Here is a 23,096-nt window from a genome sequence, read left to right on the forward strand (position 1 = left end):
CCTCCGGAAACGGACACAGCCCGAACGGCGAATGCCATTCGGGCTGTTGAGCGGCCTGAGCCGCCGGATCCGTGCGCTGGTGACTAGCGGACGACGACTGCGAGGACGTCGCGCGCGGACAGGACGAGGTAGTCCTCACCGGCGTACTTGACCTCGGTGCCACCGTACTTGGAGTAGATCACCTTGTCGCCGACGGCGACGTCGAGCGGGACACGGTTGCCGTTGTCGTCGATGCGACCGGGTCCGACCGCCACGACCTCGCCCTCCTGGGGCTTCTCCTTGGCGGTGTCGGGGATGACCAGACCGGAAGCGGTGGTCTGCTCTGCCTCGACCTGCTTGATGACGATGCGATCCTCGAGCGGCTTGATGGAGACCGACACGGTTGACCTCTTTCTTGAAACGAAGACGTGGTTAGCACTCACACTGCGAGAGTGCTGATTCCAGTGTAGGCATCTTCTGGCACTCATGCAATGCGAGTGCCAATCAGCGGCTGCTACCGTTGCCGGATGCATCCAGCTCCGCCCGAGGCCCGCTGACCATGGACCGTTCGGAACTCGTCGAACTCCTCACGGCCGACGGCCTCAGGCTCCTCGACTCCCTGCCGCCCTACCCGACGAAGGACGAGGCCGTCCGCCTGGTCGGGCGCCTGCGCAAGGACGGCCACTCCCCCGAGCTGGTCGCGGCGGTCCTCACGCAGTCGCGGCTCAGGCAGAAGGCCGTCGGGAAGTTCGGACCGTTCGCCGGCCGCATGCTGTTCACCGAGGCCGGGCTCGAACAGGCCACGCGCCTTCCCGTCGCCGCATTGCACGCCGGGCGGTTCGCCCGGGCCGGCCTCACACGCGTCGCCGACCTCGGCAGCGGCATCGGCGCCGACTCGATGGCCATGGCCTCGCTCGACCTGGAGGTCACGGCGGTCGACATCGACGAGGTCACCGCGGCCATCGCCAGCTACAACCTCGCTCCGTTCCCCACGGCGACCGTGCGGAACGCCGCCGCCGAGGACGTCTCCCTCGACGACTTCGACGCGGTCTGGTTCGATCCCGCGCGGCGCACCGCAGGACACGCCGACACCGCGCGGCTGTCGAGTGCCGCCGACTACACCCCGTCCCTCGACCTGGTCTTCGGTGCGGCGACCCGCCTTCCCACCGGCGTCAAGCTCGGGCCCGGATTCGACCGCTCCCTCATCCCCGACGACGCCGAGGCGCAGTGGGTGTCGGTCGACGGACAGCTCGTCGAGATGGCGCTCTGGTTCGGCCCGCTGGCCCGTCCGGATGTCCGACGGTCCGCGCTCCTCCTCGCGGACGGCGTCCACCACGAGTTGCACGCCGAGGCCGACGCCGACGACGCCCCAGTGCGGGAGCTCGGCGACTACGTGCACGAACCCGACGGATCCGTGATCCGGGCCCGACTCATCGGCGACCTCGCCATCCGGTTGGAGGCCGGCATGCTCGGCCAGGGCATCGCCTACCTGACCTCCGACACCGCGACGAGCTCGCCGTTCGCCACGACCTTCCGGGTGCTCGAACGGCTGCCGATGGACGAGAAGGTCCTCAAGCGCACGATGCGTGATCGCGGGATCGGCGTCCTCGAGATCAAGAAACGCGGCGTCGACGTCGACCCCGCGGCGTTCCGGAAGCGCCTCGCGCTGAAGGGCGACGGCTCTGCCACGATCATCCTCACGAGGATCGCCGGCAAACACAGTGCGCTGCTCGTCGAACGGGTGACGCCGGCCGCCGACGCCTGACCCGACGGCGTCCGTCGGGCCGCAGCGCCCCGAGGAGGATCAGGTCGAAACGTACCCGATGATCACGACGACGCTGTAGACGAGCCAGCCGACCGAGCAGGCGAGGCCGACGAACCCGGTCACGAGGCCGGTGAGGGCGCGACCTCGGCCCTGCGGCTCGCGACGCCTGGCTCCGAACCCGAGCACGATCGCGGCGATCGACAGGGGAAAGCCCCAACCGACGAAGACCGACACGACGAGCCCGACGACACCGGTGATGAGCGACCAGGTGCTCCGCGAGGTCCCGGTCGACGCAGCAGGGGTCTGCGTCTGCGACTGCTGGTACGCGGCGTAGCCACCCTGGCTCGGCGCCTGGTAGACCGCCGTCGGCACCGTCTGGAGATAGGTCGCATGATCGCCCTGCCAACCCGCCGGAGGGGCCGAGGGGGATGAGCCCTGCTGGGCAGGGCGCGTCGGTGGCGTGACGGGCGCGCCGGCGCCGCGCTGCCAATCCGTGGGCGGCGGGGAGGCCTGACCCTGAGGCTGGTACGGCTGTTGGGCCTGGGGCTGAGGCGGGTACGGCTGCTGCCGGCCCTGGGGCTGAGGCTGATACGGCTGCTGCTGGCCCTGCGGCGCGACGCCGGCCTGCTGGGAGGGCTGTGGCGGCTGGTACGGCGACCAGGGCTGCTGGGGCTGGGGCTGCTGCCCCCACGGCTGCTGCGGCTGCCCGTTCGGCTGCTCGGCCTGCGGCGGGCGTGACTGCCCGTCCGCCGCACCGTCCTGGTGCTGAGGTCGTCCGTCGGGGTGCTCGTGCTGATCCATCGCCGCTCCTTCGATCCGTGACCGGGTACCGGCCCATCCTATGCGCCGACGTCCGCGCACCCGGTCGAGTGCCGGACACGGCTGGTCGAGCGGTCAGTGCACCTGGATCTCGGTGACCGGCAGGGTCGAGTCGGCGCCGAAGTCGAGCGACGACGGCTCGTGTCCGGCGGAGATGAGCTGCGCGGCGAGCGCGGCGATCATCGCGCCGTTGTCGGTGCACAGCTGCAACGGCGGGATGCGGAGTTCGATCCCGGCCGAGGCGGTGCGTTCGGCTGCCACCTCGCGGAGCCGTGCGTTCGCGATGACACCGCCCCCCAGCAGCAGGCGGGGCACACCGAGCTCGGTACACGCCTTGACCGCCTTCGAGACGAGCACGTCGACGACGGCCTCGCGGAAGCTGGCGGCGACGTCCGCGACGGGGACCGGCTCCCCCGCGTCCTGCTTCGCCTCGACCCAGCGCGCCACGGCCGTCTTCAGGCCGGAGAAGGAGAAGTCGTAGCGATGCCGCTCCATGTCCTTCGGCAGGCTGAGTCCGCGGGGGAAGCGGATCGCCTTCGGGTCGCCGCCGACGGCCGCCCGGTCGATCTGCGGCCCGCCCGGGTACGGCAGACCCAGGATACGCGCGACCTTGTCGAAGGCCTCGCCCGCCGCGTCGTCGATGGTCTCGCCGAGCAGTTCGACATCCGACACGAGGTCCCGCACGAGGAGCAGCGAGGTGTGCCCGCCGGATACGAGCAGGGCGATCGTCGGGTACTCGATCGTCCCGTCGTCGGAGTCGAGGACGTCCGCGCCGACGTGACCGACGAGGTGGTTCACGGCGTACAGCGGTTTGCCGAGGGACACGGCGAGCGCCTTCGCTGCGCCGACGCCGACCATGAGTGCGCCGGACAGGCCGGGGCCACTCGTCACCGCGACCGCGTCGAGGTCGGCCAACGCGATGCCGGCCTCGGCGAGCGCCGCCGTGAGCGTGGGCTCGAGGGCCTCGAGGTGGGCGCGTGCGGCGACCTCCGGGACGACGCCGCCGTACCGTGCGTGCTCGTCCATGCTCGAGGCGATGGTGTTCGCCAGCAGGTGGTGTCCGCGGACGATGCCGATCCCGGTCTCGTCGCAGCTCGTCTCGATGCCGAGGACGAGCGGTTCTGCACGGTTCACGCGATGCTCCCGGGGTGCTGGTCGGTCGGGTCGAGCGGGGACTGCCCGTGGGCGGGCATAGGTGGCCTCGGCTGGACCGTGAGTCGCATGACGATGGCGTCGACGTCGTCCGGCTGGTAGTAGCCGGGGCGGACGCCGAGTTCCTCGAAGCCGAGACTCCGGTACAGTGCGATCGCCACGGGGTTGTCGGCCCTGACCTCGAGGAACACCTGGGTGACGTCCTGCTGCCGGGCCTGCTCGATGAGCGCCTGCATGAGGAGTCGTCCGAGCCCTCGTCCTCTGGCGTGCCCGGCGACGGCGATGGTCTGGATGTCGGCGTCATCGGACCGGGACGGTGCGAAGAGACCGCCGTAGCCGGCGAGTGTCGCGTCGTCGGCGTCGACCTCCGTCGCGACGAGGTAGTAGCCGTGCGGCGACGACAGTTCGGCGCGCATCATGTCCGCCGACCACGCGTCGTTCACGAAAACGGCGTGCTCGAGCTCCATGATCGCGTCGAGGTCGGCGACACCGGCGCGGCGCAGCGACCAGCTCACGCCGTCACCCGCTTGGCGCCCGCTGACATCGTGACGTCGGGCGAGCGGAGGTACAACGGCTCCTCCCCCGCGAATCCACCATCGGTGGCGAGGAGTGCGGCGGCGACCTGTCCCAGTGCCCCGGCGGGGACGACCAGCGCGTCGAGGCGCGCGGATTCGGAGGTCGGCAGCTCGTCGGGTTTCGCCAGGGCCGGCCCTTGCACGCGGACCGGGAGGCCGGCTGCGTCGAGTCCGGCGTAGCTGGTCCAGTAGCGTTCGCGACGGCGGGCATCCGTGACCACGAGGAGCGTGGCGTCGGCTGCGGCGGAACCGGAACGGTAGGCGTCGAGCGCGATCGCGTCGTGGCTCACCACGGGGTGCACCGGGAGGCCTGCGCCGATCCCGAAGCTGCGGGCCGCGGCGATCCCGATCCGGAGTCCGGTGAACGGCCCTGGTCCCATACCCGCGACCAGCCCGGTCAGCGTGGCGACCTCGATCCCGGCGTCGTCGAGGCATCCGGCGATGAGCGTCCCGATGACCTCGGCGTGCCGCATCGGGTCGTCGGAGGACCGTTCGGCCAGCACCTCGCCACCCAGGGTGACGACGGCGACGCTCGAACCCGCGGATGTATCGATCGCCAACAGCACGTCGTCCAGCCTACCCGGCGTCGATGGCGGGGTGCCGCGAGAGCGTGAGGGTCCGGCGCTCGATCGGCTCCTCACCGGCGTCGTCCGTCGCGGGCTCGTCGCCGGCTCCGGTCGGACGCTCGATGACGAGCTCGAACCACGTGGGGACCACGCCGTCGAGTAACCCGGCTCCCCACTCCACGACGACGACGGACCGGGCGAAGTCGATGTCGAGGTCGTCGAGTTCGAGCGCCGAGCCGAGCCGGTAGGCGTCCACGTGGACGAGCGGCGGACCGCCGACGAGGCTCGGGTGCGTCCTGGCGAGCACGAAGGTGGGGCTGGTGACGGGGCCGCGGACGCCGAGTCCCTCGCCGATCCCTCGCGTGAGGGTCGTCTTGCCCGCTCCGAGCGGCCCGGTCAGGACCAGGAGCTGCCCGGCACGCAGTTCGGCGCCGAGCCGGACGCCGTACGCGTGCATCTCTTCGGGCGTCGCCACCTCGACGGTGCCCGGGGTGAGGACGTGATCGGTCATGACCGCTCCCCGGTCGTCCGGACCACGCGCGGCCCGATGCGGGTGACGAGTTCGTAGTTGATGGTGCCGGCGGCCTCCGCCCACTCCTCGACGCGCGGCGCGCCGGACGCCGGATCGCCGAAGAGCACGGCGTCGTCACCCACCGCGGCCGCGTCGTCGCCGACGTCGACGACGAACTGGTCCATCGCGATCCGCCCGGACACCTGGTAGCGGCGTCCGTTGATCATGACCGGACCGGCGTTCGACGCGCTCCGCGGCACACCGTCGGCGTATCCGAGCGGGATGAGGGCGAGCGTCGTCGCCGTGCTGGTCCGGTAGCTGTAGTCGTAGGACACCCCGGCGCCCGGTTCGACCCGACGCACGGCGGCGACCGTCGCCCGGAGGGTCATGACGGGCCGGAGGCCGAAGGCGTCGGCCGAGCGGCCGGCGTCGTCGGTGGGTTCGAAGGGCGAGAGACCGTACACGGCGAGTCCGAGGCGGACGGCGTCGTAGCGGAGGGACGGCTCGCCGAGCGCTGCCGCCGACGCGGCGAGGTGCAGACTCCGCGGAGCGAGACCGGCCTCCGTGGCGAGGGCCACACCGCGCTCGAAGCGGACGGCGGCGGCCCGGTCGTCGTCGGTGGAGGTGTTGGAGACGTGCGAGAACAGCCCGTCGACCCGGACGAGCCCGGCGGCCTCGGCTGCTGCTGCGGCCTGGAAGAGCTCCGGCCAGTCGGCTTCGGCCGCACCGTTCCGGCTGAGCCCGGTCTCGAGTTTGAACTGGACGACCGGCACGACGGACGGCCGATCCCGAGCGGCCTCGATCACGCGGTCGAGCTGCGCGACTGACGACAGACCGAGGTCGATCCCGGCGTCGAGTGCGGCGCCGAAGGCGGCCTGCGGGCCGTGCAGCCAGGCGAGGATCGGTGCCGTGATCCCGGCGGCACGCAGCGCGACGCCCTCCGTGATGTCGGCGACGCCCAAGCGATCGGCCCCGGCCTCGACCGCCGCGCGGGCGATCGCCTCGGCACCGTGCCCGTAGGCGTCGGCCTTGACGACGACGATGAGTTCACCGACGCCGGTCAGCTCGCGCAGACGACGGACGTTGTGGCGCAGGGCGTCCAGGTCGATGATCGCCTCGCGGGTCGGTCGCTCGTCGTGCTCGGACACGGGCGTCATCCCTCCCGCTCCGCGACGACGAACGCGACGGCGACCCCGGCGTCGTGGGTCATGGTCAGGTGCATGCTCGTGATCCCCCGCTCGGCCACGACACCAGCCGTGACGCCGGACAGCGCGAAGTCGGGCTTCCCCTCCGGGCCGTTCACGATCGCCATCTCCTGCCACCGGAGACCGTCCGAGGAACCCAGTGCTTTGATGAGCGCCTCCTTGGCGGCGAACCGTCCGGCGAGGGACCGCAGCGGGAGGTCGCGTTCCGACGGGACGAAGAGCCTGGCCAGCAGGTTCGGGGTGCGCGTGATCGCCCGTTCGAACCGTGCGAGGTCGACCAGGTCCACCCCGATGCCGATGATCATCCCTCTACTCTACGGCCGTCCTGCGCGGCCCGGTGGCCCGCTCGACGGGCCACCTCGGACCCCGCGGACCGCCCCTACTCGACCGTGACGGACTTCGCGAGGTTGCGCGGCTGGTCGACGTCGAGGCCCTTCGCCGTCGCGAGCTCCATCGCGAAGATGTGCAGCGGGATGACGGCGAGCAGGGGCTCGAACAGCGGACCGGCGAGCGGGATCGGGATGACCTCGTCGGCCGAGGGCAGGACGGCGGCGTCGCCCTGCTCCGCGATCGCGATGACCCGGGCACCACGTGCGCGGATCTCCTCGATGGTCGAGATGACCTTCGGGTGCAGGATCGCCGAGCCACGTGGGCTCGGGACGACGACGAAGACGGGCTGGCCCGGCTCGATCAGGGCGATCGGGCCGTGCTTGAGCTCGCCACCGGCGAAGCCTTCAGCGTGGATGTACGCGAGCTCCTTGAGCTTCAGCGCACCCTCGAGCGCGATCGGGTACCCGACGTGGCGACCGAGGAAGAGCACCGCGCGGGAGTCGGCCATCCAGTGGGCGAGCTGCGCGATCTTCTCGGAGGCGCCGAGGATGCTGGCGATCTTGTCGGGCACGGCCTGCAGCTCCTCGACCTGCGACGCCAGGAACTGCGGAGTCTGGGTGCCGCGGACCCGCGCGAGGTGCAGCCCGAACAGGTACAGCGCCGTGATCTGAGCGGTGAACGCCTTCGTGGACGCGACCGCGACCTCGGGCCCCGCGTGCGTGTACACCACGGCGTCCGACTCGCGCGCGATCGTGGCGCCCTGGGTGTTGCAGATCGACAGCGTCTTCGCGCCGGACTCGCTCGCGAAACGCACCGCCATGAGCGTGTCCATGGTCTCGCCCGACTGGCTCACCGAGATGACGAGCGTGCGCGCGTCGATGACCGGGTCGCGGTAGCGGAACTCGTGGCTCAGCTCGACGGTGACCGGGATCCCGGCCCAGCGCTCGATCGCGTAGGTGCCGACCGTGCCCGCGTAGGCGGCGGTGCCACACGCGATGATCACGATGCGGTTGATGTCGAGGAAGAGCTCGTCGAGACCGGCGAGTTCGGGGATGACGACCTGGCCGCCCTCGACCCGTCCGCGGATCGTGTTCGCGACCGCGTCGGGCTCCTCGCTGATCTCCTTCGCCATGAAGCTCGACCAGCCGCCCTTGTCGGCCGCCGAAGCGTCCCACTGGATCTCGAACGGCTCGGTCACGACGTGGTTGCCGGAGAAGTCGGTGACCGTCACGTCGTCAGGCGTGATGACGACCATCTGGTCCTGACCGATCGCGACCGCGCGCTGGGTGTACTGCACGAACGCGGCGACGTCCGACCCGAGGAAGTTCTCGCCGTCGCCGAGCCCGATGACGAGCGGCGAGTTCCGACGTGCACCGATGACGACGCCGGGCAGGTCCTGGTGCATGGCGAGCAGCGTGAAGGCGCCGTCCAGGCGAGCGACGACACGACGGAAGGCCTCGGTGAGGTCGCCAGTGGAACGGTACTCGCGGCCGATGAGCACGGCGGCGATCTCGGTGTCGGTGTCGCTCTCGAAGGTGAAGCCGTCCGCGAGGAGCTCCGCGCGCAGTTCGGCGAAGTTCTCGATGATGCCGTTGTGGATGAGCGCGAGGCGTCCTTCGTCACCGAGGTGCGGGTGCGCGTTGCGGTCCGTCGGTCCACCGTGGGTCGCCCAACGGGTGTGACCGATACCGGTCGAGCCCGGCGCGATGGGGTTCGCGGCGAGGTCCTCGGTGAGGACGGCCAGCTTCCCGGCGCGCTTCCGGGTGTTCAGCGAACCCGTCGCGTCGAGCACGGCGATCCCGGCGGAGTCGTACCCCCGGTACTCGAGCCGCTTGAGTCCGCCCATGAGGACGTCCACCGTCTTGTCGTTCCCGACGTACCCTACGATTCCACACATGTAGAGCAGCATAATCGGGCGATTTTGCGAGGATCCTGCACCAACCTCGAGGTGCCGGCGCTCAGCCTCGGAGCAGGACGGTCTTGCCGAGATCCACCGGTTCCCGGGCCCTTCCCCTGCCGCTGCTCAGAGCTTGCGGAGCAGCACCGAGGACACCGTGTGATCGGAGTCCTTCCGCAGCACGAGCTTGGCGCGTGAGCGGGTCGGGCGGATGTTGTCGATGAGGTTCGGCTCGTTGATCGAGCGCCAGAACCCACGCGCCTGATCGGCCGCCTCCTCATCGGAGAGCTCGGCGAACACGTTGAAGAAGGAGTTCGGGTTCGAGAACGCGCCCCGCTTGAGCGCCATGAAGCGGTCGACGTACCAGGACTCGATGTCCCGCGTCCGTGCGTCGACGTAGATGCTGAAGTCGAACAGGTCGCTGATCGCGAGTCCGCTCGCCGTCGCAGCCGGCTGCAGCACGTTCAAGCCTTCGACGATCAGGACGTCGGGGCGCCGGACGACGACCTGCGCCGTCGGGATGATGTCGTAACGCAGGTGCGAGTAGAACGGTGCCCGCACCTCGGCGGCACCGCTCTTCACCGCGGTGATGAACCGCAGCAGCGCGCGCCGGTCGTAGGACTCGGGGAAGCCCTTGCGATCCATGATGCCGCGCCGCTGGAGCTCCTCGTTCGGGTAGAGGAAGCCGTCGGTCGTCACGAGTTCGACGTGAGGGGTGTCCGGCCAGCGCGACAGCAGTTCGCGCAGCAGCCGCGCGATCGTCGACTTGCCGACGGCCACGGAACCCGCCACACCGATCACGAACGGCGTCCGGAGCGCCTGGTCGCCGAGGAACCGGCTCGTCGCTCGCCCGAGGTCCTGGGTGCCCTTCGCGTACAGGCTCAGCAGCCGGCTGAGCGGCACGTAGACCTCCTCGACCTCCCGCATGTCGAGACGGTCGCCGAGGCCACGGATCTGCACGACCTCGGTCTCGCTGAGCGGTGTGGCCGTCTCCGGAGCGAGTCGCGCCCATTCGGCACGGTCGATCTCCACGTAGGGCGTCGGCTGCCCGGAGGCACCGCCCGTCGTCGTCGAAGTCATGCGATCACTCTTCCACAGCTGAGGTGCCGACCCGCCGCCGGGCGACTCAGATGGCGAGTCGCTCGCGGACGACGTCGGCGAGGCGGTGCGCCAGGCGATCGGCGGTCGGCTGGTCGGCCGCCTCGACCATGACCCGGACGAGCTGCTCGGTGCCGGACGGTCGCAACAGCACGCGTCCGTCGTCTCCGAGCTCGGCTTCGGCAGCCTGTACGGCAGCGTCGACGACCTCGTCGCCGACGAGGCGCGTGCGGTCGACACCCGTGACGTTGACGAGGATCTGCGGGTACACCTGCATCACCGCGGCGAGCTCCGCCAGCGTCTTCCCGGTGCGCGCCATCTCGGCCACGATGTGCAGGCCGGTGAGGATGCCGTCGCCGGTGGTCGCGTAGTCGGCCATGATCACGTGGCCCGACTGCTCACCGCCGAGCGAATAGGCGTTCGCGTTCATCGCCTCGAGGACGTAGCGGTCGCCGACCCCGGTCTGGACGACGTTGATGCCGTGCTCGCGCATCGCGACGTGCAGGCCGAGGTTGCTCATCACCGTGGCGACGAGCGTGTCGTCCTTGAGCTTGCCGCGCTCCTGCATCGAGACGGCGAGGATGGCCATGATCTGGTCGCCGTCGACGACCTTGCCCGCAGCGTCGACCGCGAGGCAACGGTCGGCGTCGCCGTCGTGTGCGATGCCGAGGTCGGCACCGTGCTCGAGGACCGCCTTGGACAGGAGGTCGAGGTGCGTGGAGCCGACGCCGTCGTTGATGTTCATGCCGTCGGGGTCGTTGCCGATGATCGTGACCTTGGCCCCGGCGTCGCGGAAGGTCTCCGGCGACACTCCCGCGGCCGCGCCGTGCGCGCAGTCGAGGACGACATGGATGCCGTCCAGGCGGTTCGGGAGGCTGCCGAGCAGGTGGAGGACGTAGCGGTCCTCGGCGTCGGCGAAGCGGATGATCCGGCCGACGTCTGCGCCGGTCGGGCTGAGCTTGGGGCGGTCGAGGTACTCCTCGATCCGGCGTTCCACGGCGTCGGGCAGCTTCGTGCCGCCTCGCGCGAAGATCTTGATCCCGTTGTCGGGCGCGGGGTTGTGCGAGGCGGAGATCATCACACCGAAGTCGGCGTCGATGTCGGCGATGAGGAACGCCGTCGCGGGCGTGGGCAGCACGCCTGCCTCGAGCACGTCGACGCCCGAGGACGCCAGGCCCGCCGCGACGGCGGCGGACAGGAACTCGCCGGAGATACGTGGGTCGCGTGCGAGCACGGCGACCGGACGCTTCCCGGCGGCACGGCGGGCCTCAGCACTACGGCCTTGCCCAAGCACCACTGCGGTGGCTTGGGCAAGGCCGAGAGCGAGGTCTGCCGTCAGGTCGGCGTTCGCGAGTCCGCGTACGCCGTCGGTACCAAACAGCTGAGGCATCGAGCTTCGCTTGTCTTGAGAGCGCTTAGCGCTTCGAGAACTGCGGAGCCTTACGGGCCTTCTTGAGTCCGGCCTTCTTGCGCTCCTTGACGCGAGCGTCACGGGAGAGGAAGCCGGCCTTCTTCAGGGTGGCGCGGTTGTTCTCCTCGTCGATCTGGTTCAGCGAGCGAGCGATGCCGAGGCGCAGCGCGCCGGCCTGGCCCGAGGGGCCACCACCGGAGATGCGTGCGATGACGTCGTAGCCGCCGGCCAGGTCGAGGACGGTGAACGGGTCGTTGATGAGCTGCTGGTGCAGCTTGTTCGGGAAGTAGTCCTCGAGCGTGCGGCCGTTGACCGTGATGGTGCCGCTGCCGGGGACGAGGCGCACGCGGGCGATGGCCTGCTTGCGACGGCCGACGGCTGCGCCGGGGACGCTCAGCACGGCGCGAGGCGCGGTGACTGCTGCTTCGGGAGCCGACTCGGTGGAGTAGCTCTGCGGGGTCTCTTCGATGGAATCTGCGATGTTCGCCACTGTGTAATCCTTTTTTCTTGTCCGGTGCTTACTGGGCGACCTGGTCGAGCGTGAACGGCTTGGGCTGCTGAGCGGCGTGCGGGTGCTCGCTGCCCGTGTAGACCTTGAGCTTCTTGAGCTGGTCGCGGCCGAGCGTGTTCTTCGGCAGCATGCCGCGGATCGCCTTCTCGACGGCGCGGATCGGGTTCTTCTCGAGGAGCTCGGCGTAGGTGACGGCCGAGAGCCCGCCCGGGTAACCGGAGTGGCGGTAGGCCTTCTTCTGCAGGAGCTTGGCGCCGGTGAGGGCCACCTTGTCGGCGTTGATGATGATGACGAAGTCGCCACCGTCCATGTGAGGGGAGAAGGTCGCCTTGTGCTTGCCGCGCAGGAGCGCTGCAGCGTGGCTGGCCAGGCGGCCGAGGACCACGTCGGTGGCGTCGATGACGACCCAGTCGTGCGTGATCTCACTGGCCTTCGGGGAATACGTGCGCGTCACAATAGTGCTGCTTTCTGGTCGGAGTTGGTCGTTCGTGAATCCCGCTCCTGTTGGGTGTTCCGAACGGAACGCCCGAGGTGGAGGGCTCAACTTCGGGTACCGCGCCGCAGAAGGCGCAGGCACCAACGGGAGAGTCTACGCGACGACGTCCCGGCGGTCAATTCCCACCGGGAACCTCACTCGGCGCTCGCCTCCACCTGCTCGTGGCTCCGCCGCTGACGGGTCTCGGCGGCCCGCGCGTGCAGCAGCCCCGGCTCGGGGTAACCGATCTCGACGAGGGTGAGTCCGCGCGCCGGCATCACCCGGAAATCGATCTCCCGCCGCCCGCCGTCGCGGAGCCGGACGACCTCCTCGAGCGACATGCGCCCCTCCCCCACGGCGACGCAAGCGCCGACGAGCGCCCGCACCATGCTGTGGCAGAACGCGTCGGCGGTGAGGCTAGCCACGAGCACGCCCGCCTCGTCCCGCTCCCAGCTGAAGGACTGCAGGGTTCGGATGGTCGTCGCGCGTGGTCTCGGTTTGCAGTACGCCTGGAAGTCGTGGAGCCCGACGAGCGAGGTGGCCGCCCGGTGGAGCAGCTCCACGTCGAGCGACGCCGTCGTCCAGCTCGTCGTCCGCCGGAGGATCGGGTCTTTGCGGACGTCGGCGTCCGCGAGGCGGTAGCGATAGTGACGCCAGACCGCCGAGAAGCGCGCGTCGAAGCCCTCCGACGCCGGTTCCGCCGTGTGGATCACGACGTCGCGGTCCATCCCGAGCACGCCGTTCAGTCGACGCACGAGGAGGGAGCTCGCGGTCTCGTTCCGCGGCGTACCGTCGTGGAACTCGGCGTGGCGCCCCTGCAATCGCGTGATCTTCGCGAGCTGCGGCTCGGTGAGGTCGAGGTGCGCCACCTGACCGGCCGCGTGCACCCCGGCATCCGTCCGTCCGGCCACCACGAACCGCGGCATCGGCGGGACGGTCTTGCCGAGCACGCGATACAGCGCCTCCTCCAGGACCCCCTCGACCGTCCGGAGCCCCGGCTGCTTCGCCCATCCGGCGAAGTCCGTGCCGTCGTACGCGATGGCGAGCCGGAACCGCTGGGTCGGGAGGACCTCCGCTGCCGCGACCTGCTCAGCGCTCACGGACGTACGCCAGATCACGCGTCGTCGCGACGAAGCCCTGTCGTTCGTACAACCCGAGTGCACCCGTGGGGCTGGCCGTGTCGACCTCCAGGGTCGCCCGCTCGAGGCCGGCTGCCTGGATCCGGCGAAGCGCGGTGGCCAGCAGAGCCGGTGCGAGTCGTCGGCCACGCCAGTCGCGCACGGTCCCGACGAGGGCGATGTACGCGCTGGTGAACCCCTGCGCGGACCAGCTGTCCTCGTCCACCTCGGCCAGCGTGAAGCCGACGACCCGTCCGTCGTCGTCGATCGCGACCACCGAGAGGTCGTCGCGGAAGTGGGATCCGCCGACGAACTGCGCCCACATCGCCGGGACCGTCTCCAGGCTGCCCCAGTGGTCCCGGAACGAGTCGTTCCGAGCCTCCCTCGTGCGTTCGGCCACGTCCGGGTGGTACGCCTCGAGTCGGACACCGTCGGGCACGTCGATCTCGTCGACGGGCGCGGAGAGATCGCGTTCCATGATCGTGAAGTACCGCGCCACGGCGAAGCCGAACCGCTCCAACAGGCGCGCCGCCCCCGGGTTCCGTTCGTCGACGTAGGCACGGGACGAAGCTGGAGCACCCGTCTCGACGGAGGCCAGCTGCTGCACGGACCGTTCCAGTGACCACGCGAGCAGCGCTCGGCCGATCCCCCGCTCACGCCGCGCGGGATGCACGCCGCCGAAGACGTACGAATACACGGACACGTCTCGCGAGGGCGACAGGATCACCATCGCGTAGGCGACCAGCGTGCCGTCGGCGGCGATCGCCAGCAGGCTGTCCGGAGCCATGTCGATCCACGCGTGGTCGAACTGGTCCGCGATCTCGTCGCGGCTCGTCACCCGGTGGGGGTTGTCGAACGGATCCATGGCACGGCACAGCGCCACGATGTCGTCGATGTCCGCGCGGACCGCCGGACGCCAGTGATCGACGTCGGGGTGCTGTGGCAGGGCCGGCCGGCCGGCCGGAACGGCGGGAGTGGTACTCATGTCTCCAGCCTAGGACACCGTGGAAGCGCCGCCAGGAACGACGGAACCCCGCCCTCCACGTGGAGAGCGGGGTTCCGTTCGTGTGTCGCTGAACCTACTTGGCGTCCTTCGCGGGAGCCTCGTCGGTGGTCTCGCCGGCGTCGACGGACTCGCCGTCGGTCTCGGTCGCCTCGACGGCTTCCGTCGCCTCTGCGTCAGCTTCGACCTCGGCGGGGGTCTCCTCGGCCGGAGCCTCGTCGACCGGCGCTGCGGCGTGCTTCGCGGACTGCTTGGCCGGCTTCGCCTTCGGCGTGACGGGCTCGAGGACGAGCTCGATCACGGCCATCGGAGCGTTGTCGCCCTTGCGGTAACCGGTCTTGATGATGCGCGTGTAGCCACCCTGACGGTCGGCGACGAGGGGCGCGATCTCCGTGAAGAGCTCGTGGACGACGCTCTTGTCGGTGATCGTCGCAAGCACCCGACGGCGGGCGTGCAGGTCGCCGCGCTTCGCGAAGGTGATCAGGCGCTCAGCGAGCGGACGCAGGCGCTTCGCCTTGGTCTCGGTGGTCTGGATGCGCTTGTGGGTGAACAGCGCAGCAGCGAGGTTGGCGAGCAGCAGACGCTCGTGGGCAGGTCCGCCTCCGAGGCGGGGTCCCTTGGTGGGAGTAGGCATTCTTGTCTCTCTTCAGGTTGGAAAGTCGTCAGGTGGATCGCGTGCTAGGAGACGGTCTCGTCGTCGTAGCCGCTGTAGAAGTGGGCGCCGTCGAACCCGGGAACCGAGTCCTTCAGGGAGAGGCCCATTTCGGTGAGCTTGTCGCGAACTTCATCCACCGACTTCTGTCCGAAGTTGCGGATGTTCATGAGCTGCGTCTCCGACAGCGCGACGAGCTCGCTGACGTTGTTGATGCCCTCGCGCTTGAGGCAGTTGTACGAGCGCACGGAGAGGTCGAGGTCCTCGATCGGGATCGAGAGCTCGCCCGGCAGCACGGCGTCGACCGGCGCGGGGCCGATCTCGATGCCCTCTGCGGCGGTGTTGAGCTCGCGAGCCAGGCCGAACAGCTCGGTCAGCGTACGACCGGCCGACGCGATGGCGTCGCGCGGCGTGATGGCCGGCTTCGACTCGACGTCGACGACCAGGCGGTCGAAGTCGGTGCGCTCACCGGCACGAGTCGCCTCGACGCGGTAGGTCACCTTGAGGACGGGCGAGTAGATCGAGTCGACGGGGATCTGACCGGCTTCGCTGAACTCGTTGCGGTTCTGCGTGGCCGACACGTAGCCGCGGCCACGCTCGATCGTGAGCTCGAGCTCGAACTTCGCCTTGTCGTTGAGGGTCGCGATGACGAGGTCCGGGTTGTGGACCTCGACGCCGGCCGGAGCCGAGATGTCGGCTGCGGTGACCTGGCCTGCGCCGGTCTTGCGGAGGTACGCCGTGATCGGCTCGTCGTGCTCACTGGAGACGACGAGGCCCTTAATGTTCAGGATGATCTCGGTGACGTCTTCCTTGACACCGGGGATCGTGCTGAACTCGTGCAGCACGCCGTCGATGCGGATGCTGGTGACGGCTGCTCCCGGAATGGACGACAGCAGGGTGCGACGGAGCGAGTTCCCGAGGGTGTACCCGAAGCCTGGCTCGAGCGGCTCGATGATGAACCGGCTGCGGAACTCCGAGATGGATTCTTCGGTGAGCGTAGGGCGCTGTGCGATGAGCACTATGGATTCCTTTCGGCTAAGTGTCCGCTATATGACACTTGCGTTGGCGAGGTAGTGAATGGTGTTCGCTGGCCCTGGTCACCAGGACCATGCCGTGATCCGTCCGCGGCGATCAGACGATCGCTACGGACGGATCACGGCCGGTGAACCGAAGGAATTAGACGCGGCGACGCTTCGGGGGGCGGCAGCCGTTGTGTGCCTGAGGCGTGACGTCGTTGATCGAGCCGACCTCGAGGCCTGCGGCCTGGAGGGAACGGATCGCGGTCTCGCGGCCGGAGCCGGGTCCCTTGACGAAGACGTCGACCTTCTTCATGCCGTGCTCCTGCGCCTGACGCGCAGCCGACTCGGCGGCGAGCTGTGCGGCGAACGGGGTCGACTTGCGCGAACCCTTGAAGCCGACGCCACCGGACGAAGCCCAGCTGATGACCGCGCCCGAGGGGTCGGTGATCGAGACGATCGTGTTGTTGAACGTCGACTTGATGTGGGCCTGGCCCACGGCGATGTTCTTCTTTTCCTTCTTACGCGGCTTCCGAACGGCCGACTTTGGTGCTGCCATGAATATCTCCTGAGTCCTATGACGAGGCGACTAGGCGGGGCCTAGCGAGCCTTCTTCTTGCCGGCGACGGTGCGCTTCGGGCCCTTGCGGGTGCGCGCGTTGGTCTTGGTGCGCTGGCCGCGGACCGGAAGTCCACGACGGTGACGGATGCCCTGGTAGGACCCGATCTCCACCTTGCGGCGGATGTCGGCGGCGACCTCACGGCGGAGGTCACCCTCGACCTTGAAGGTGCCCTCGATGTAATCGCGCAGGGCGATCAGCTGGTCATCGGTGAGATCCTTCACGCGGATGTCTCCGCTGATGCCGGTGTCGGCGAGGGTCTTGAGTGACCGCGTGCGGCCAACACCGTAGATGTACGTCAGTGCAACTTCCACGCGCTTGTCGCGTGGGATGTCTACGCCGGCGAGACGTGCCATGGTGGCTTCTCCTAGGAGTTGTGGAGGTGTGGAGCAGTTCCGGTGCTCGGGCCTCCGACCCGAGGTGTCACCCGCGGCGCACGATGTGCTGCGGGATCTGGAACTGCCGTTAGAGGGGTGGTGCTGTGGTGCTCAGGGCTGCGTGCTGCAGATCCTCTGAGATCAACCCTGGCGCTGCTTGTGGCGCGGGTTCTCGCAGATGACCATGACGCGGCCGTTGCGACGGATGACCTTGCACTTGTCGCAGATCTTCTTGACGCTGGGCTTGACCTTCATAGTTCTCTCTTTTCGCTGTCATCGTGCCGGGCCCACCACCGGATGGTGGCGGCGCGTCCGGCCGTTACTTACAGCGCGACCTACTTGTAGCGGTAGACGATCCGACCACGGGTCAGGTCGTAGGGGGTCAGTTCCACGATCACGCGGTCCTCTGGGAGGATGCGGATGTAGTGCTGACGCATTTTGCCCGAAATGTGGGCAAGTACCTTGTGTCCGTTGGTCAGCTCAACGCGGAACATCGCGTTGGGCAGAGCCTCGACCACTTGGCCCTCGATCTCGATGACGCCGTCTTTTTTGGCCATAGCCTCACTGTCGCTCAGGTTGAGTCGCACTGGTCGTGCGGATGGATTGCGGTGCGGATGTCGGCTCGCCGAAGGCATGCAGAAAGCACCAAAGATCGATTCTATGCTATGTTTCCGGGTTTCGCCAACTCGACGTCGGCCAGGGCCCGTCAGTCGGTGCGGGAGCGCAGCGCGTCGTTGATCTGCGCCGTGAGACCGGCGTCTATCGGCAGCGGGCGTCCGTCCACGGCACGCACCGGCGCGGCCAGTCGGACGCTGGAGAGCAGCCATGCCGCCTCCGCGTCGAGCACGTCCTCCGGTGTCAGCATCCGGTACTCGTGCGGGAGCCCCTGCTCCTCGAGATGGGCCCAGAGCGCGAGCTGCGTGGTGCCGGGCAGGATCCCACTCGACGGAGGCGGTGTCACGAAACTGCCGCCGATCCGCACGACCACGGTGGAGGTGGGGCCCTCGAGGACGAAGCCGTCGCTGCTGACGAAGAGCACGTCGTCCGCTCCACGTCGGCGCGCCTCACGGAGCGCGGCCATGTTGACCGCGTACGACAGCGTCTTGGCGCCGGCGAGCAGCCACGGCGAACGCTCCTGCACGTCGCTCGCGAGACCGCGGTCGAGCAGGACGACCTCGATGCCGTTCTCACGCTCGGGGAAGCCGTCAGCCGGCGTCGCCGAGATCCACGCGGTCGGGCGCCCGCCACTCCCCCGCGTCACGACGAGTCGGACGGCGCTCTGATCGACGTCGGGGAGTTCCGCGATCGCGCGCGAGATCGCGAGGCGCCACTGTGCGTGGTTCGGCGCGGGCAGATCGAGGATGGCCGCCGACTCGGTCAGCCGATCGAGATGCGCGTCGACCGACTGCGGGTGCCGGCCGACGACACCGATCGTCTCGAAGATCCCGTCCCCCCGCGCGGGGCCCAGATCGAAGACGCTCAAGACGCCGGACCCGTCGCCGGCCGGCGTGATCGTGGCCGCGAGGTCGGCGTCGTCGATGACGGTGTCCGCTGGGAGGACGTCGAGAAGGAACACGATCGGCACGCTCATGCCGAGCAACTCTACCGGGACGGACGAGGTCGGGACGGCGACCGGGCTGACGCTCGGTCAGGCGGGACGGACCGGGGTGACGCCGAACGCGGCGAGAGCCTCGGCGCCGCCGTCGTGAGCGGTCAGGACCCAGATGCCGTCGCGGTGCACGGCGACGCTGTGCTCCCAGTGCGCAGCCGAACCACCGTCGAGCGTGGCGACGGTCCATTCGTCGTCGCGGACGAAGGTGTCGGGGCTCCCGGCGACCACCATCGGTTCGATGGCCACCACGAGTCCGGGCTTCACTTCGGGGCCACGCTGGCGGACCCGGTAGTTGAACACCGGCGGCGCCTCGTGCATCGTGCGTCCGATGCCGTGCCCCACGTAGTCGGTGAGGATCCCGTAGGGCTTCCCCTCGGGCGAGTGGTCCTCGACGTACTCCTCGATCGCGGCACCGACCTGGTTGAGGTGTCGGGCGGTCGCGAGCTCGGCGATCCCGGCCCACAGCGAACCCTCCGTCACCGCCGAGAGCCGCTCGCGCTCGGTGACGAGCTCCGGGCGCGTGGGATCCGGCAGCACGATGGTCATCGCGGAGTCGCCGTTCCAGCCGTCGATCGCGGCGCCGCTGTCGATCGACACGATGTCGCCCGCCTGCAGCACGCGTGACCCGGGGATGCCGTGGACCACGTCCTCGTTGACCGAGGTGCAGACCGTGTGCCGATAGCCGGGGACGAGCTTGAAGTTGGAGTGCCCGCCGGCCGCGACGATGGCCGCCTCGGCAGCCGCATCGAGTTGCAGCGTCGTCACCCCGGGGGCGACGAGCGCGCGCACCGCATCGAGCGAGGCCGCTGTGGCCAGCCCCGGCGCGAGCATCGCGCGGATCTGGTCAGGGGTCTTGTAGATCGACTTCCGGAACACCGTGGTGGACGTGTCCGTGCGTCAGACGGCCGGGACGATGATGCCGCGGGCGGCGAGGGCGGCATCGATCCGCGCGGTGACCTCGTCGACCTCACCGAGGCCGTCGACCGCCACGACGAGCCCGCGAGCGGTGAAGACCTCGATCAGCGGCGCGGTCTCGTGTGCGTAGAGGTCGAGCCGGTGGCGGATGACCTCCTCCGTGTCGTCGGTGCGACCCTGCTCGGCGGCACGCTTGAGGAGTCGAGCGACGACCTCTTCTGTGTCGGCCTGCAGCTGCACGACAGCGTTGAGGCTCGCGTCGTTCTCCGCGAGCAGCGCGTCGAGCGCGACCACCTGGTCGGTGGTCCGCGGATACCCGTCGAGCAAGAACCCCTCGACGGCGTCGGGCTGGTGGAGCCGGTCGCGGACGATCTCGTTCGTCAACGAGTCGGGAACGTACCCGCCCTCGCTCACGATCGCCTGGACCTGCTTCCCGAGCGCCGTACCCTCCTTGATGTTCGCGCGGAAGATGTCGCCCGTCGAGATCGCGGGGATGTCGAAGCGCTCCGCGAGGAAGGCCGCCTGGGTGCCCTTGCCGGATCCCGGAGGACCGACGATGAGCAGACGGGGCTTGCCGGCTGCCGCGCTCAACGCAGGAGCCCTTCGTAGTGACGCTGCTGGAGCTGCGAGTCGATCTGCTTGACCGTCTCGAGCCCGACACCGACGATGATGAGGATCGATGCGCCGCCGAACGGGAAGTTGGCGTTCGCGCCCACCAACGCCAGGGCGATGAGCGGCAGGAGCGCGATCAACCCCAGGTAGATCGATCCGGGCAGGGTCACGCGGGTAAGCACGTAGTCGAGGTATTCGGCCGTCGGGCGTCCGGCACGGATGCCGGGGATGAACCCGCCGTACTTCTTCATGTTGTCGGCGACCTCTTCGGGGTTGAAGGTGATCGCGACGTAGAAGTAGGTGAAGCCGACGATGAGCAGGAAGTACATGAGCATGTACAGCGGGTGGTCACCCTTGGTGAGGTACTGCTGGATCCACAGGACCCAGGGTGCCGGTGTGCCGGTCGTCGGCTGGTTGAACTGCGCGATGAGGGCCGGCAGGTACAGGATCGACGACGCGAAGATGACGGGCACCACACCGGCCATGTTGACCTTGATGGGGATGTACGTGTTGTTGCCGCCGTACGTCCTGCGTCCGACCATCCGCTTCGCGTACTGCACCGGGATGCGACGTTGCGACTGCTCGACGAAGACGACGAGTCCGACGATCACGAGGCCGACGGCGAGCACGAGGAGGAAGACCTCCGGGCCCTTCGCGGTCCAGATGGCGGCCAGCGAGCCCGGGAAGGTGGCTGCGATCGAGGTGAAGATGAGGAGCGACATGCCGTTGCCGACGCCGCGCTCGGTGACGAGCTCGGCCATCCACATGACGAGGCCGGTGCCCGCGGTCATGGTGACGACCATGAGGAGCATGCCGTACCAGGTGCCGCCCTGGGCGGTGATGAGGTCGGCGCAGACGCCGCCCTGGTTGCCGAACAGTGCACCGCTCTTGGCGACCGTGATGAGCGTCGTCGACTGGAGGATGCCGAGGAAGATCGTGAGGTAACGCGTGTACTGCGTCAGCTTGCCCTGGCCGGCCTGGCCTTCTTTGTGCAGCGTCTCGAAGTGCGGGATGACCACGCGGAGGAGCTGGACGATGATCGACGCGGTGATGTAAGGCATGATGCCCAGCGCGAAGATGGAGAGTTGGAGGAGCGCGCCACCGCTGAAGAGGTTGACGAGCTCGTAGAGGCCTGATGCGCCGGCGGCCTGCTGGTTCGCGAGGCACTGCTGCACGTTCGGGAAGTTCACGAACGGAGCGGGGATGAAGGACCCCAGCCGGTAGATGGCGATGATCCCGAGCGTGAACCCGATCTTGCGACGAAGATCCGGGGTCCGGAAGATCCGGCCGATGGCGCTGAACAAAAGGGGCCTCCTGTGAGATGTTGCGGGGTCGGCCCGGGTGACCGGCATGATGCCGGCCACCCGAGTGAGCTCCTGTGCGGAGCCGGCCGAGGGCTACTTGACGCTGCCCCCGGCTGCCACGATCTTCTGCTCAGCTGAGCCGGAGACCTTGTCAACCGCGACATTCAGCTTAACCGAGATGTCACCGTTTCCGAGAACCTTGACCTTCTCGTTCTTCCGGACGGCACCCTTGGCGACGAGGTCGACCGTGGTGACGTCGCCACCCTTCGGGTACAGCTCGGCGAGCTTCTCCAGGTTCACGACCTGGTACTCGACGCGGAAGGGGTTCTTGAAGCCACGGAGCTTCGGGGTGCGCATGTGCAGCGGCATCTGCCCACCCTCGAAGCCGACCTTGACGTTGTAACGCGCCTTCGTACCCTTGGTACCGCGACCCGCGGTCTTACCCTTGGACGCCTCACCACGGCCCACGCGCATCCGGGACTTCTTGGCACCGGCGGCGGGACGGAGGTGGTGCACCTTCAGGACCTGCTCGCGCTTCTCAGCGGGCTCGTCCTTCGCGGGCTTCTTGGCTGCAGCAGCCTTGGGTGCCGCCTTCGCCTTGGGCTCGGCCTTCGCGGCAGCCGTCTTCGGAGCTGCCTTGGCAGCGGCCTTGGGGGCCTTCTCCTCAGTGGTTTCGTTCTTCTCAGCCATTAGTCGATCTCCTCAACCTGTACGAGGTGAGCAACAGTGTTCACGTAGCCGCGGTTCTGCGCGTTGTCCGGGCGGACGACGACAGCACCGATGCGACGGAGACCCAGGCTGCGAAGCGTGTCGCGCTGGTTCTGCTTCTCACTAATTCTGCCCTTGATCTGGGTGATCCTCAGCTGGGCCATCAGGCACCTACCTTCGCAGCAGCGGCCGCCTGAACGGCCTCTGCCTCTGCACGGAGCAGGCGGGCCGGAGCGACCTGGTCGAACTCGAGACCACGACGGGCTGCGACGGCACGAGGTTCCTCGAGCTGCTTCAGCGCCGTGACGGTCGCGTGGACGATGTTGATCGTGTTGGACGAACCGAGCGACTTGCTCAGCACGTCGTGGATCCCGGCGCACTCGAGGACGGCGCGGACGGGACCACCGGCGATGACACCGGTACCAGCGGCGGCGGGGCGCAGGAGCACCACACCGGCTGCTGCCTCACCCTGGGTGGGGTGCGGGATGGTCGAGCCGACGCGCGGGACGCGGAAGAAGTTCTTCTTCGCCTCTTCGACGCCCTTCGCGATCGCGAGCGGGACTTCGCGAGCCTTGCCGTAGCCGACGCCGACCATGCCGTTGCCGTCACCGACGACCACGAGGGCGGTGAAGCTGAAGCGACGACCACCCTTCACGACCTTCGAGACACGGTTGATGGTCACGACGCGCTCCAGGAACTGGCTCTTGTCGCTGTCGCGGCTACCGCGGTCGCGGTTGGGGTTGCGCTCGCGGCCTCCGCGGCGCGCCTCGCGCGGCTCGCGGTCGCCGGTGGGCGCCGTCGATGCCGCGGTCTCGACCGGGGCCTCGGCCACGGTCGCCACAGGCTCTTGCTGCTGCTTGTTGTCT

The 23,096-nt window shown here is 68.9% G+C and carries 29 protein-coding genes; 1 reads left to right on the forward strand and 28 read right to left on the reverse strand.

Going from position 1 to position 23,096, the window contains the following annotated elements; translation table 11 throughout:
- Positions 1–83: 83 nt before the first annotated feature.
- On the reverse strand, positions 84–380 hold the full coding sequence (gene groES, locus ACQG07_RS03810) for a co-chaperone GroES (protein ID WP_056008047.1): 297 nt from the start codon (positions 378–380) through the stop codon (positions 84–86).
- A gap of 158 nt (positions 381–538) precedes the next feature.
- Between groES and ACQG07_RS03815 the strand changes: the two genes are divergently transcribed.
- A complete protein-coding gene (locus ACQG07_RS03815) occupies positions 539–1,744 on the forward strand; it encodes a class I SAM-dependent methyltransferase (protein WP_426737228.1) in 1,206 nt (401 codons plus the stop codon).
- 39 nt (positions 1,745–1,783) lie between these two features.
- Here ACQG07_RS03815 and ACQG07_RS03820 read toward each other — a convergent pair whose 3' ends face one another.
- The 27 genes from ACQG07_RS03820 to rpsE form a co-directional block, all read right to left on the reverse strand.
- Complete coding sequence (locus ACQG07_RS03820; RefSeq protein ID WP_426737230.1) at positions 1,784–2,545, reverse strand: DUF4190 domain-containing protein; 762 nt, start codon at positions 2,543–2,545, stop codon at positions 1,784–1,786.
- A 93-nt stretch (positions 2,546–2,638) separates the two neighbouring features.
- The gene (gene tsaD, locus ACQG07_RS03825; RefSeq protein WP_426737232.1) at positions 2,639–3,697 is read right to left on the reverse strand and encodes a tRNA (adenosine(37)-N6)-threonylcarbamoyltransferase complex transferase subunit TsaD; all 1,059 of its coding nucleotides are present in this window, start codon (positions 3,695–3,697) and stop codon (positions 2,639–2,641) included.
- On the reverse strand, positions 3,694–4,230 hold the full coding sequence (rimI, locus tag ACQG07_RS03830) for a ribosomal protein S18-alanine N-acetyltransferase (protein WP_426737234.1): 537 nt from the start codon (positions 4,228–4,230) through the stop codon (positions 3,694–3,696). Before rimI ends, tsaD begins: the two co-directional genes overlap by 4 nt.
- Positions 4,227–4,856, reverse strand: a complete 630-nt coding sequence (gene tsaB, locus ACQG07_RS03835) for a tRNA (adenosine(37)-N6)-threonylcarbamoyltransferase complex dimerization subunit type 1 TsaB (protein WP_192004676.1) — start codon at positions 4,854–4,856, stop codon at positions 4,227–4,229. The genes rimI and tsaB overlap by 4 nt, the downstream gene beginning before the upstream one ends.
- 10 nt (positions 4,857–4,866) lie before the next feature.
- Positions 4,867–5,367 (reverse strand): tRNA (adenosine(37)-N6)-threonylcarbamoyltransferase complex ATPase subunit type 1 TsaE, encoded by a 501-nt coding sequence (tsaE, locus tag ACQG07_RS03840; protein WP_274499530.1) that lies wholly within the window; start codon positions 5,365–5,367, stop codon positions 4,867–4,869.
- Positions 5,364–6,524, reverse strand: coding sequence for an alanine racemase (alr, locus tag ACQG07_RS03845; RefSeq protein ID WP_426737237.1), 1,161 nt, complete (start codon positions 6,522–6,524; stop codon positions 5,364–5,366). Before alr ends, tsaE begins: the two co-directional genes overlap by 4 nt.
- Complete coding sequence (locus ACQG07_RS03850) at positions 6,521–6,877, reverse strand: holo-ACP synthase (RefSeq protein ID WP_426737239.1); 357 nt, start codon at positions 6,875–6,877, stop codon at positions 6,521–6,523. Before ACQG07_RS03850 ends, alr begins: the two co-directional genes overlap by 4 nt.
- A gap of 74 nt (positions 6,878–6,951) precedes the next feature.
- On the reverse strand, positions 6,952–8,799 hold the full coding sequence (glmS, locus tag ACQG07_RS03855; RefSeq protein ID WP_079706234.1) for a glutamine--fructose-6-phosphate transaminase (isomerizing): 1,848 nt from the start codon (positions 8,797–8,799) through the stop codon (positions 6,952–6,954).
- A 126-nt stretch (positions 8,800–8,925) separates the two neighbouring features.
- Positions 8,926–9,879, reverse strand: a complete 954-nt coding sequence (gene coaA, locus ACQG07_RS03860) for a type I pantothenate kinase (RefSeq protein WP_064296681.1) — start codon at positions 9,877–9,879, stop codon at positions 8,926–8,928.
- A 46-nt stretch (positions 9,880–9,925) separates the two neighbouring features.
- Positions 9,926–11,287, reverse strand: a complete 1,362-nt coding sequence (glmM, locus tag ACQG07_RS03865; RefSeq protein WP_079705270.1) for a phosphoglucosamine mutase — start codon at positions 11,285–11,287, stop codon at positions 9,926–9,928.
- Between the two features lie 25 nt (positions 11,288–11,312).
- On the reverse strand, positions 11,313–11,798 hold the full coding sequence (rpsI, locus tag ACQG07_RS03870) for a 30S ribosomal protein S9 (RefSeq protein WP_064296683.1): 486 nt from the start codon (positions 11,796–11,798) through the stop codon (positions 11,313–11,315).
- 28 nt (positions 11,799–11,826) lie between these two features.
- Entirely contained in the window at positions 11,827–12,273 is a 447-nt protein-coding gene (gene rplM, locus ACQG07_RS03875; protein ID WP_071259493.1) for a 50S ribosomal protein L13, read from the reverse strand.
- A 176-nt stretch (positions 12,274–12,449) separates the two neighbouring features.
- On the reverse strand, positions 12,450–13,394 hold the full coding sequence (gene truA, locus ACQG07_RS03880; RefSeq protein WP_192004672.1) for a tRNA pseudouridine(38-40) synthase TruA: 945 nt from the start codon (positions 13,392–13,394) through the stop codon (positions 12,450–12,452).
- The gene (locus tag ACQG07_RS03885; RefSeq protein ID WP_426737243.1) at positions 13,384–14,397 is read right to left on the reverse strand and encodes a GNAT family N-acetyltransferase; all 1,014 of its coding nucleotides are present in this window, start codon (positions 14,395–14,397) and stop codon (positions 13,384–13,386) included. The genes truA and ACQG07_RS03885 overlap by 11 nt, the downstream gene beginning before the upstream one ends.
- A gap of 94 nt (positions 14,398–14,491) precedes the next feature.
- Positions 14,492–15,049, reverse strand: coding sequence for a 50S ribosomal protein L17 (gene rplQ / locus ACQG07_RS03890; protein WP_064296687.1), 558 nt, complete (start codon positions 15,047–15,049; stop codon positions 14,492–14,494).
- A 44-nt stretch (positions 15,050–15,093) separates the two neighbouring features.
- The gene (locus tag ACQG07_RS03895) at positions 15,094–16,086 is read right to left on the reverse strand and encodes a DNA-directed RNA polymerase subunit alpha (RefSeq protein WP_056008091.1); all 993 of its coding nucleotides are present in this window, start codon (positions 16,084–16,086) and stop codon (positions 15,094–15,096) included.
- Between the two features lie 157 nt (positions 16,087–16,243).
- Complete coding sequence (gene rpsK / locus ACQG07_RS03900) at positions 16,244–16,642, reverse strand: 30S ribosomal protein S11 (RefSeq protein ID WP_056008094.1); 399 nt, start codon at positions 16,640–16,642, stop codon at positions 16,244–16,246.
- Between the two features lie 41 nt (positions 16,643–16,683).
- Positions 16,684–17,058, reverse strand: a complete 375-nt coding sequence (gene rpsM / locus ACQG07_RS03905; RefSeq protein ID WP_064296688.1) for a 30S ribosomal protein S13 — start codon at positions 17,056–17,058, stop codon at positions 16,684–16,686.
- 162 nt (positions 17,059–17,220) lie between these two features.
- Complete coding sequence (gene rpmJ / locus ACQG07_RS03910; protein ID WP_021759549.1) at positions 17,221–17,334, reverse strand: 50S ribosomal protein L36; 114 nt, start codon at positions 17,332–17,334, stop codon at positions 17,221–17,223.
- An 80-nt stretch (positions 17,335–17,414) separates the two neighbouring features.
- Positions 17,415–17,636, reverse strand: a complete 222-nt coding sequence (infA, locus tag ACQG07_RS03915) for a translation initiation factor IF-1 (protein ID WP_017885304.1) — start codon at positions 17,634–17,636, stop codon at positions 17,415–17,417.
- Between the two features lie 149 nt (positions 17,637–17,785).
- On the reverse strand, positions 17,786–18,670 hold the full coding sequence (locus tag ACQG07_RS03920; RefSeq protein WP_426737249.1) for an aminodeoxychorismate lyase: 885 nt from the start codon (positions 18,668–18,670) through the stop codon (positions 17,786–17,788).
- A 57-nt stretch (positions 18,671–18,727) separates the two neighbouring features.
- Positions 18,728–19,567, reverse strand: a complete 840-nt coding sequence (map, locus tag ACQG07_RS03925; RefSeq protein WP_426737251.1) for a type I methionyl aminopeptidase — start codon at positions 19,565–19,567, stop codon at positions 18,728–18,730.
- Between the two features lie 21 nt (positions 19,568–19,588).
- Entirely contained in the window at positions 19,589–20,197 is a 609-nt protein-coding gene (locus ACQG07_RS03930; RefSeq protein WP_192004669.1) for an adenylate kinase, read from the reverse strand.
- A complete protein-coding gene (gene secY / locus ACQG07_RS03935) occupies positions 20,194–21,522 on the reverse strand; it encodes a preprotein translocase subunit SecY (RefSeq protein ID WP_064296691.1) in 1,329 nt (442 codons plus the stop codon). The genes ACQG07_RS03930 and secY overlap by 4 nt, the downstream gene beginning before the upstream one ends.
- 93 nt (positions 21,523–21,615) lie before the next feature.
- Entirely contained in the window at positions 21,616–22,212 is a 597-nt protein-coding gene (gene rplO, locus ACQG07_RS03940; protein WP_079705265.1) for a 50S ribosomal protein L15, read from the reverse strand.
- A complete protein-coding gene (gene rpmD, locus ACQG07_RS03945) occupies positions 22,212–22,394 on the reverse strand; it encodes a 50S ribosomal protein L30 (protein ID WP_079001710.1) in 183 nt (60 codons plus the stop codon). The genes rplO and rpmD overlap by 1 nt, the downstream gene beginning before the upstream one ends.
- Positions 22,394–23,062 carry a 30S ribosomal protein S5 gene (rpsE, locus tag ACQG07_RS03950; RefSeq protein WP_229939737.1) on the reverse strand — a complete coding sequence of 223 codons (669 nt, stop codon included), beginning with the start codon at positions 23,060–23,062 and terminating at the stop codon, positions 22,394–22,396. Before rpsE ends, rpmD begins: the two co-directional genes overlap by 1 nt.
- Positions 23,063–23,096: the final 34 nt, after the last annotated feature.

The sequence above is a fragment of the Plantibacter sp. 2H11-2 genome (assembly GCF_050031945.1).
GTDB classification, from domain to species: domain Bacteria; phylum Actinomycetota; class Actinomycetes; order Actinomycetales; family Microbacteriaceae; genus Plantibacter; species Plantibacter auratus.

Coding starts and splice junctions, on each gene's coding strand:
- ACQG07_RS03815 (WP_426737228.1), top strand. CDS start 539: ATGGACCGTTCGGAACTCGTCGAACTCCTCACGGCCGACGGCCTCAGG.
- ACQG07_RS03820 (WP_426737230.1), bottom strand. CDS start 2,545: ATGGATCAGCACGAGCACCCCGACGGACGACCTCAGCACCAGGACGGT.
- tsaE (WP_274499530.1), bottom strand. CDS start 5,367: ATGACCGATCACGTCCTCACCCCGGGCACCGTCGAGGTGGCGACGCCC.
- alr (WP_426737237.1), bottom strand. CDS start 6,524: ATGACGCCCGTGTCCGAGCACGACGAGCGACCGACCCGCGAGGCGATC.
- ACQG07_RS03850 (WP_426737239.1), bottom strand. CDS start 6,877: ATGATCATCGGCATCGGGGTGGACCTGGTCGACCTCGCACGGTTCGAA.
- glmS (WP_079706234.1), bottom strand. CDS start 8,799: ATGTGTGGAATCGTAGGGTACGTCGGGAACGACAAGACGGTGGACGTC.
- coaA (WP_064296681.1), bottom strand. CDS start 9,879: ATGACTTCGACGACGACGGGCGGTGCCTCCGGGCAGCCGACGCCCTAC.
- glmM (WP_079705270.1), bottom strand. CDS start 11,287: ATGCCTCAGCTGTTTGGTACCGACGGCGTACGCGGACTCGCGAACGCC.
- ACQG07_RS03885 (WP_426737243.1), bottom strand. CDS start 14,397: ATGAGTACCACTCCCGCCGTTCCGGCCGGCCGGCCGGCCCTGCCACAG.
- rplQ (WP_064296687.1), bottom strand. CDS start 15,049: ATGCCTACTCCCACCAAGGGACCCCGCCTCGGAGGCGGACCTGCCCAC.
- rpsK (WP_056008094.1), bottom strand. CDS start 16,642: ATGGCAGCACCAAAGTCGGCCGTTCGGAAGCCGCGTAAGAAGGAAAAG.
- rpsM (WP_064296688.1), bottom strand. CDS start 17,058: ATGGCACGTCTCGCCGGCGTAGACATCCCACGCGACAAGCGCGTGGAA.
- rpmJ (WP_021759549.1), bottom strand. CDS start 17,334: ATGAAGGTCAAGCCCAGCGTCAAGAAGATCTGCGACAAGTGCAAGGTC.
- infA (WP_017885304.1), bottom strand. CDS start 17,636: ATGGCCAAAAAAGACGGCGTCATCGAGATCGAGGGCCAAGTGGTCGAG.
- ACQG07_RS03920 (WP_426737249.1), bottom strand. CDS start 18,670: ATGAGCGTGCCGATCGTGTTCCTTCTCGACGTCCTCCCAGCGGACACC.
- rplO (WP_079705265.1), bottom strand. CDS start 22,212: ATGGCTGAGAAGAACGAAACCACTGAGGAGAAGGCCCCCAAGGCCGCT.
- rpmD (WP_079001710.1), bottom strand. CDS start 22,394: ATGGCCCAGCTGAGGATCACCCAGATCAAGGGCAGAATTAGTGAGAAG.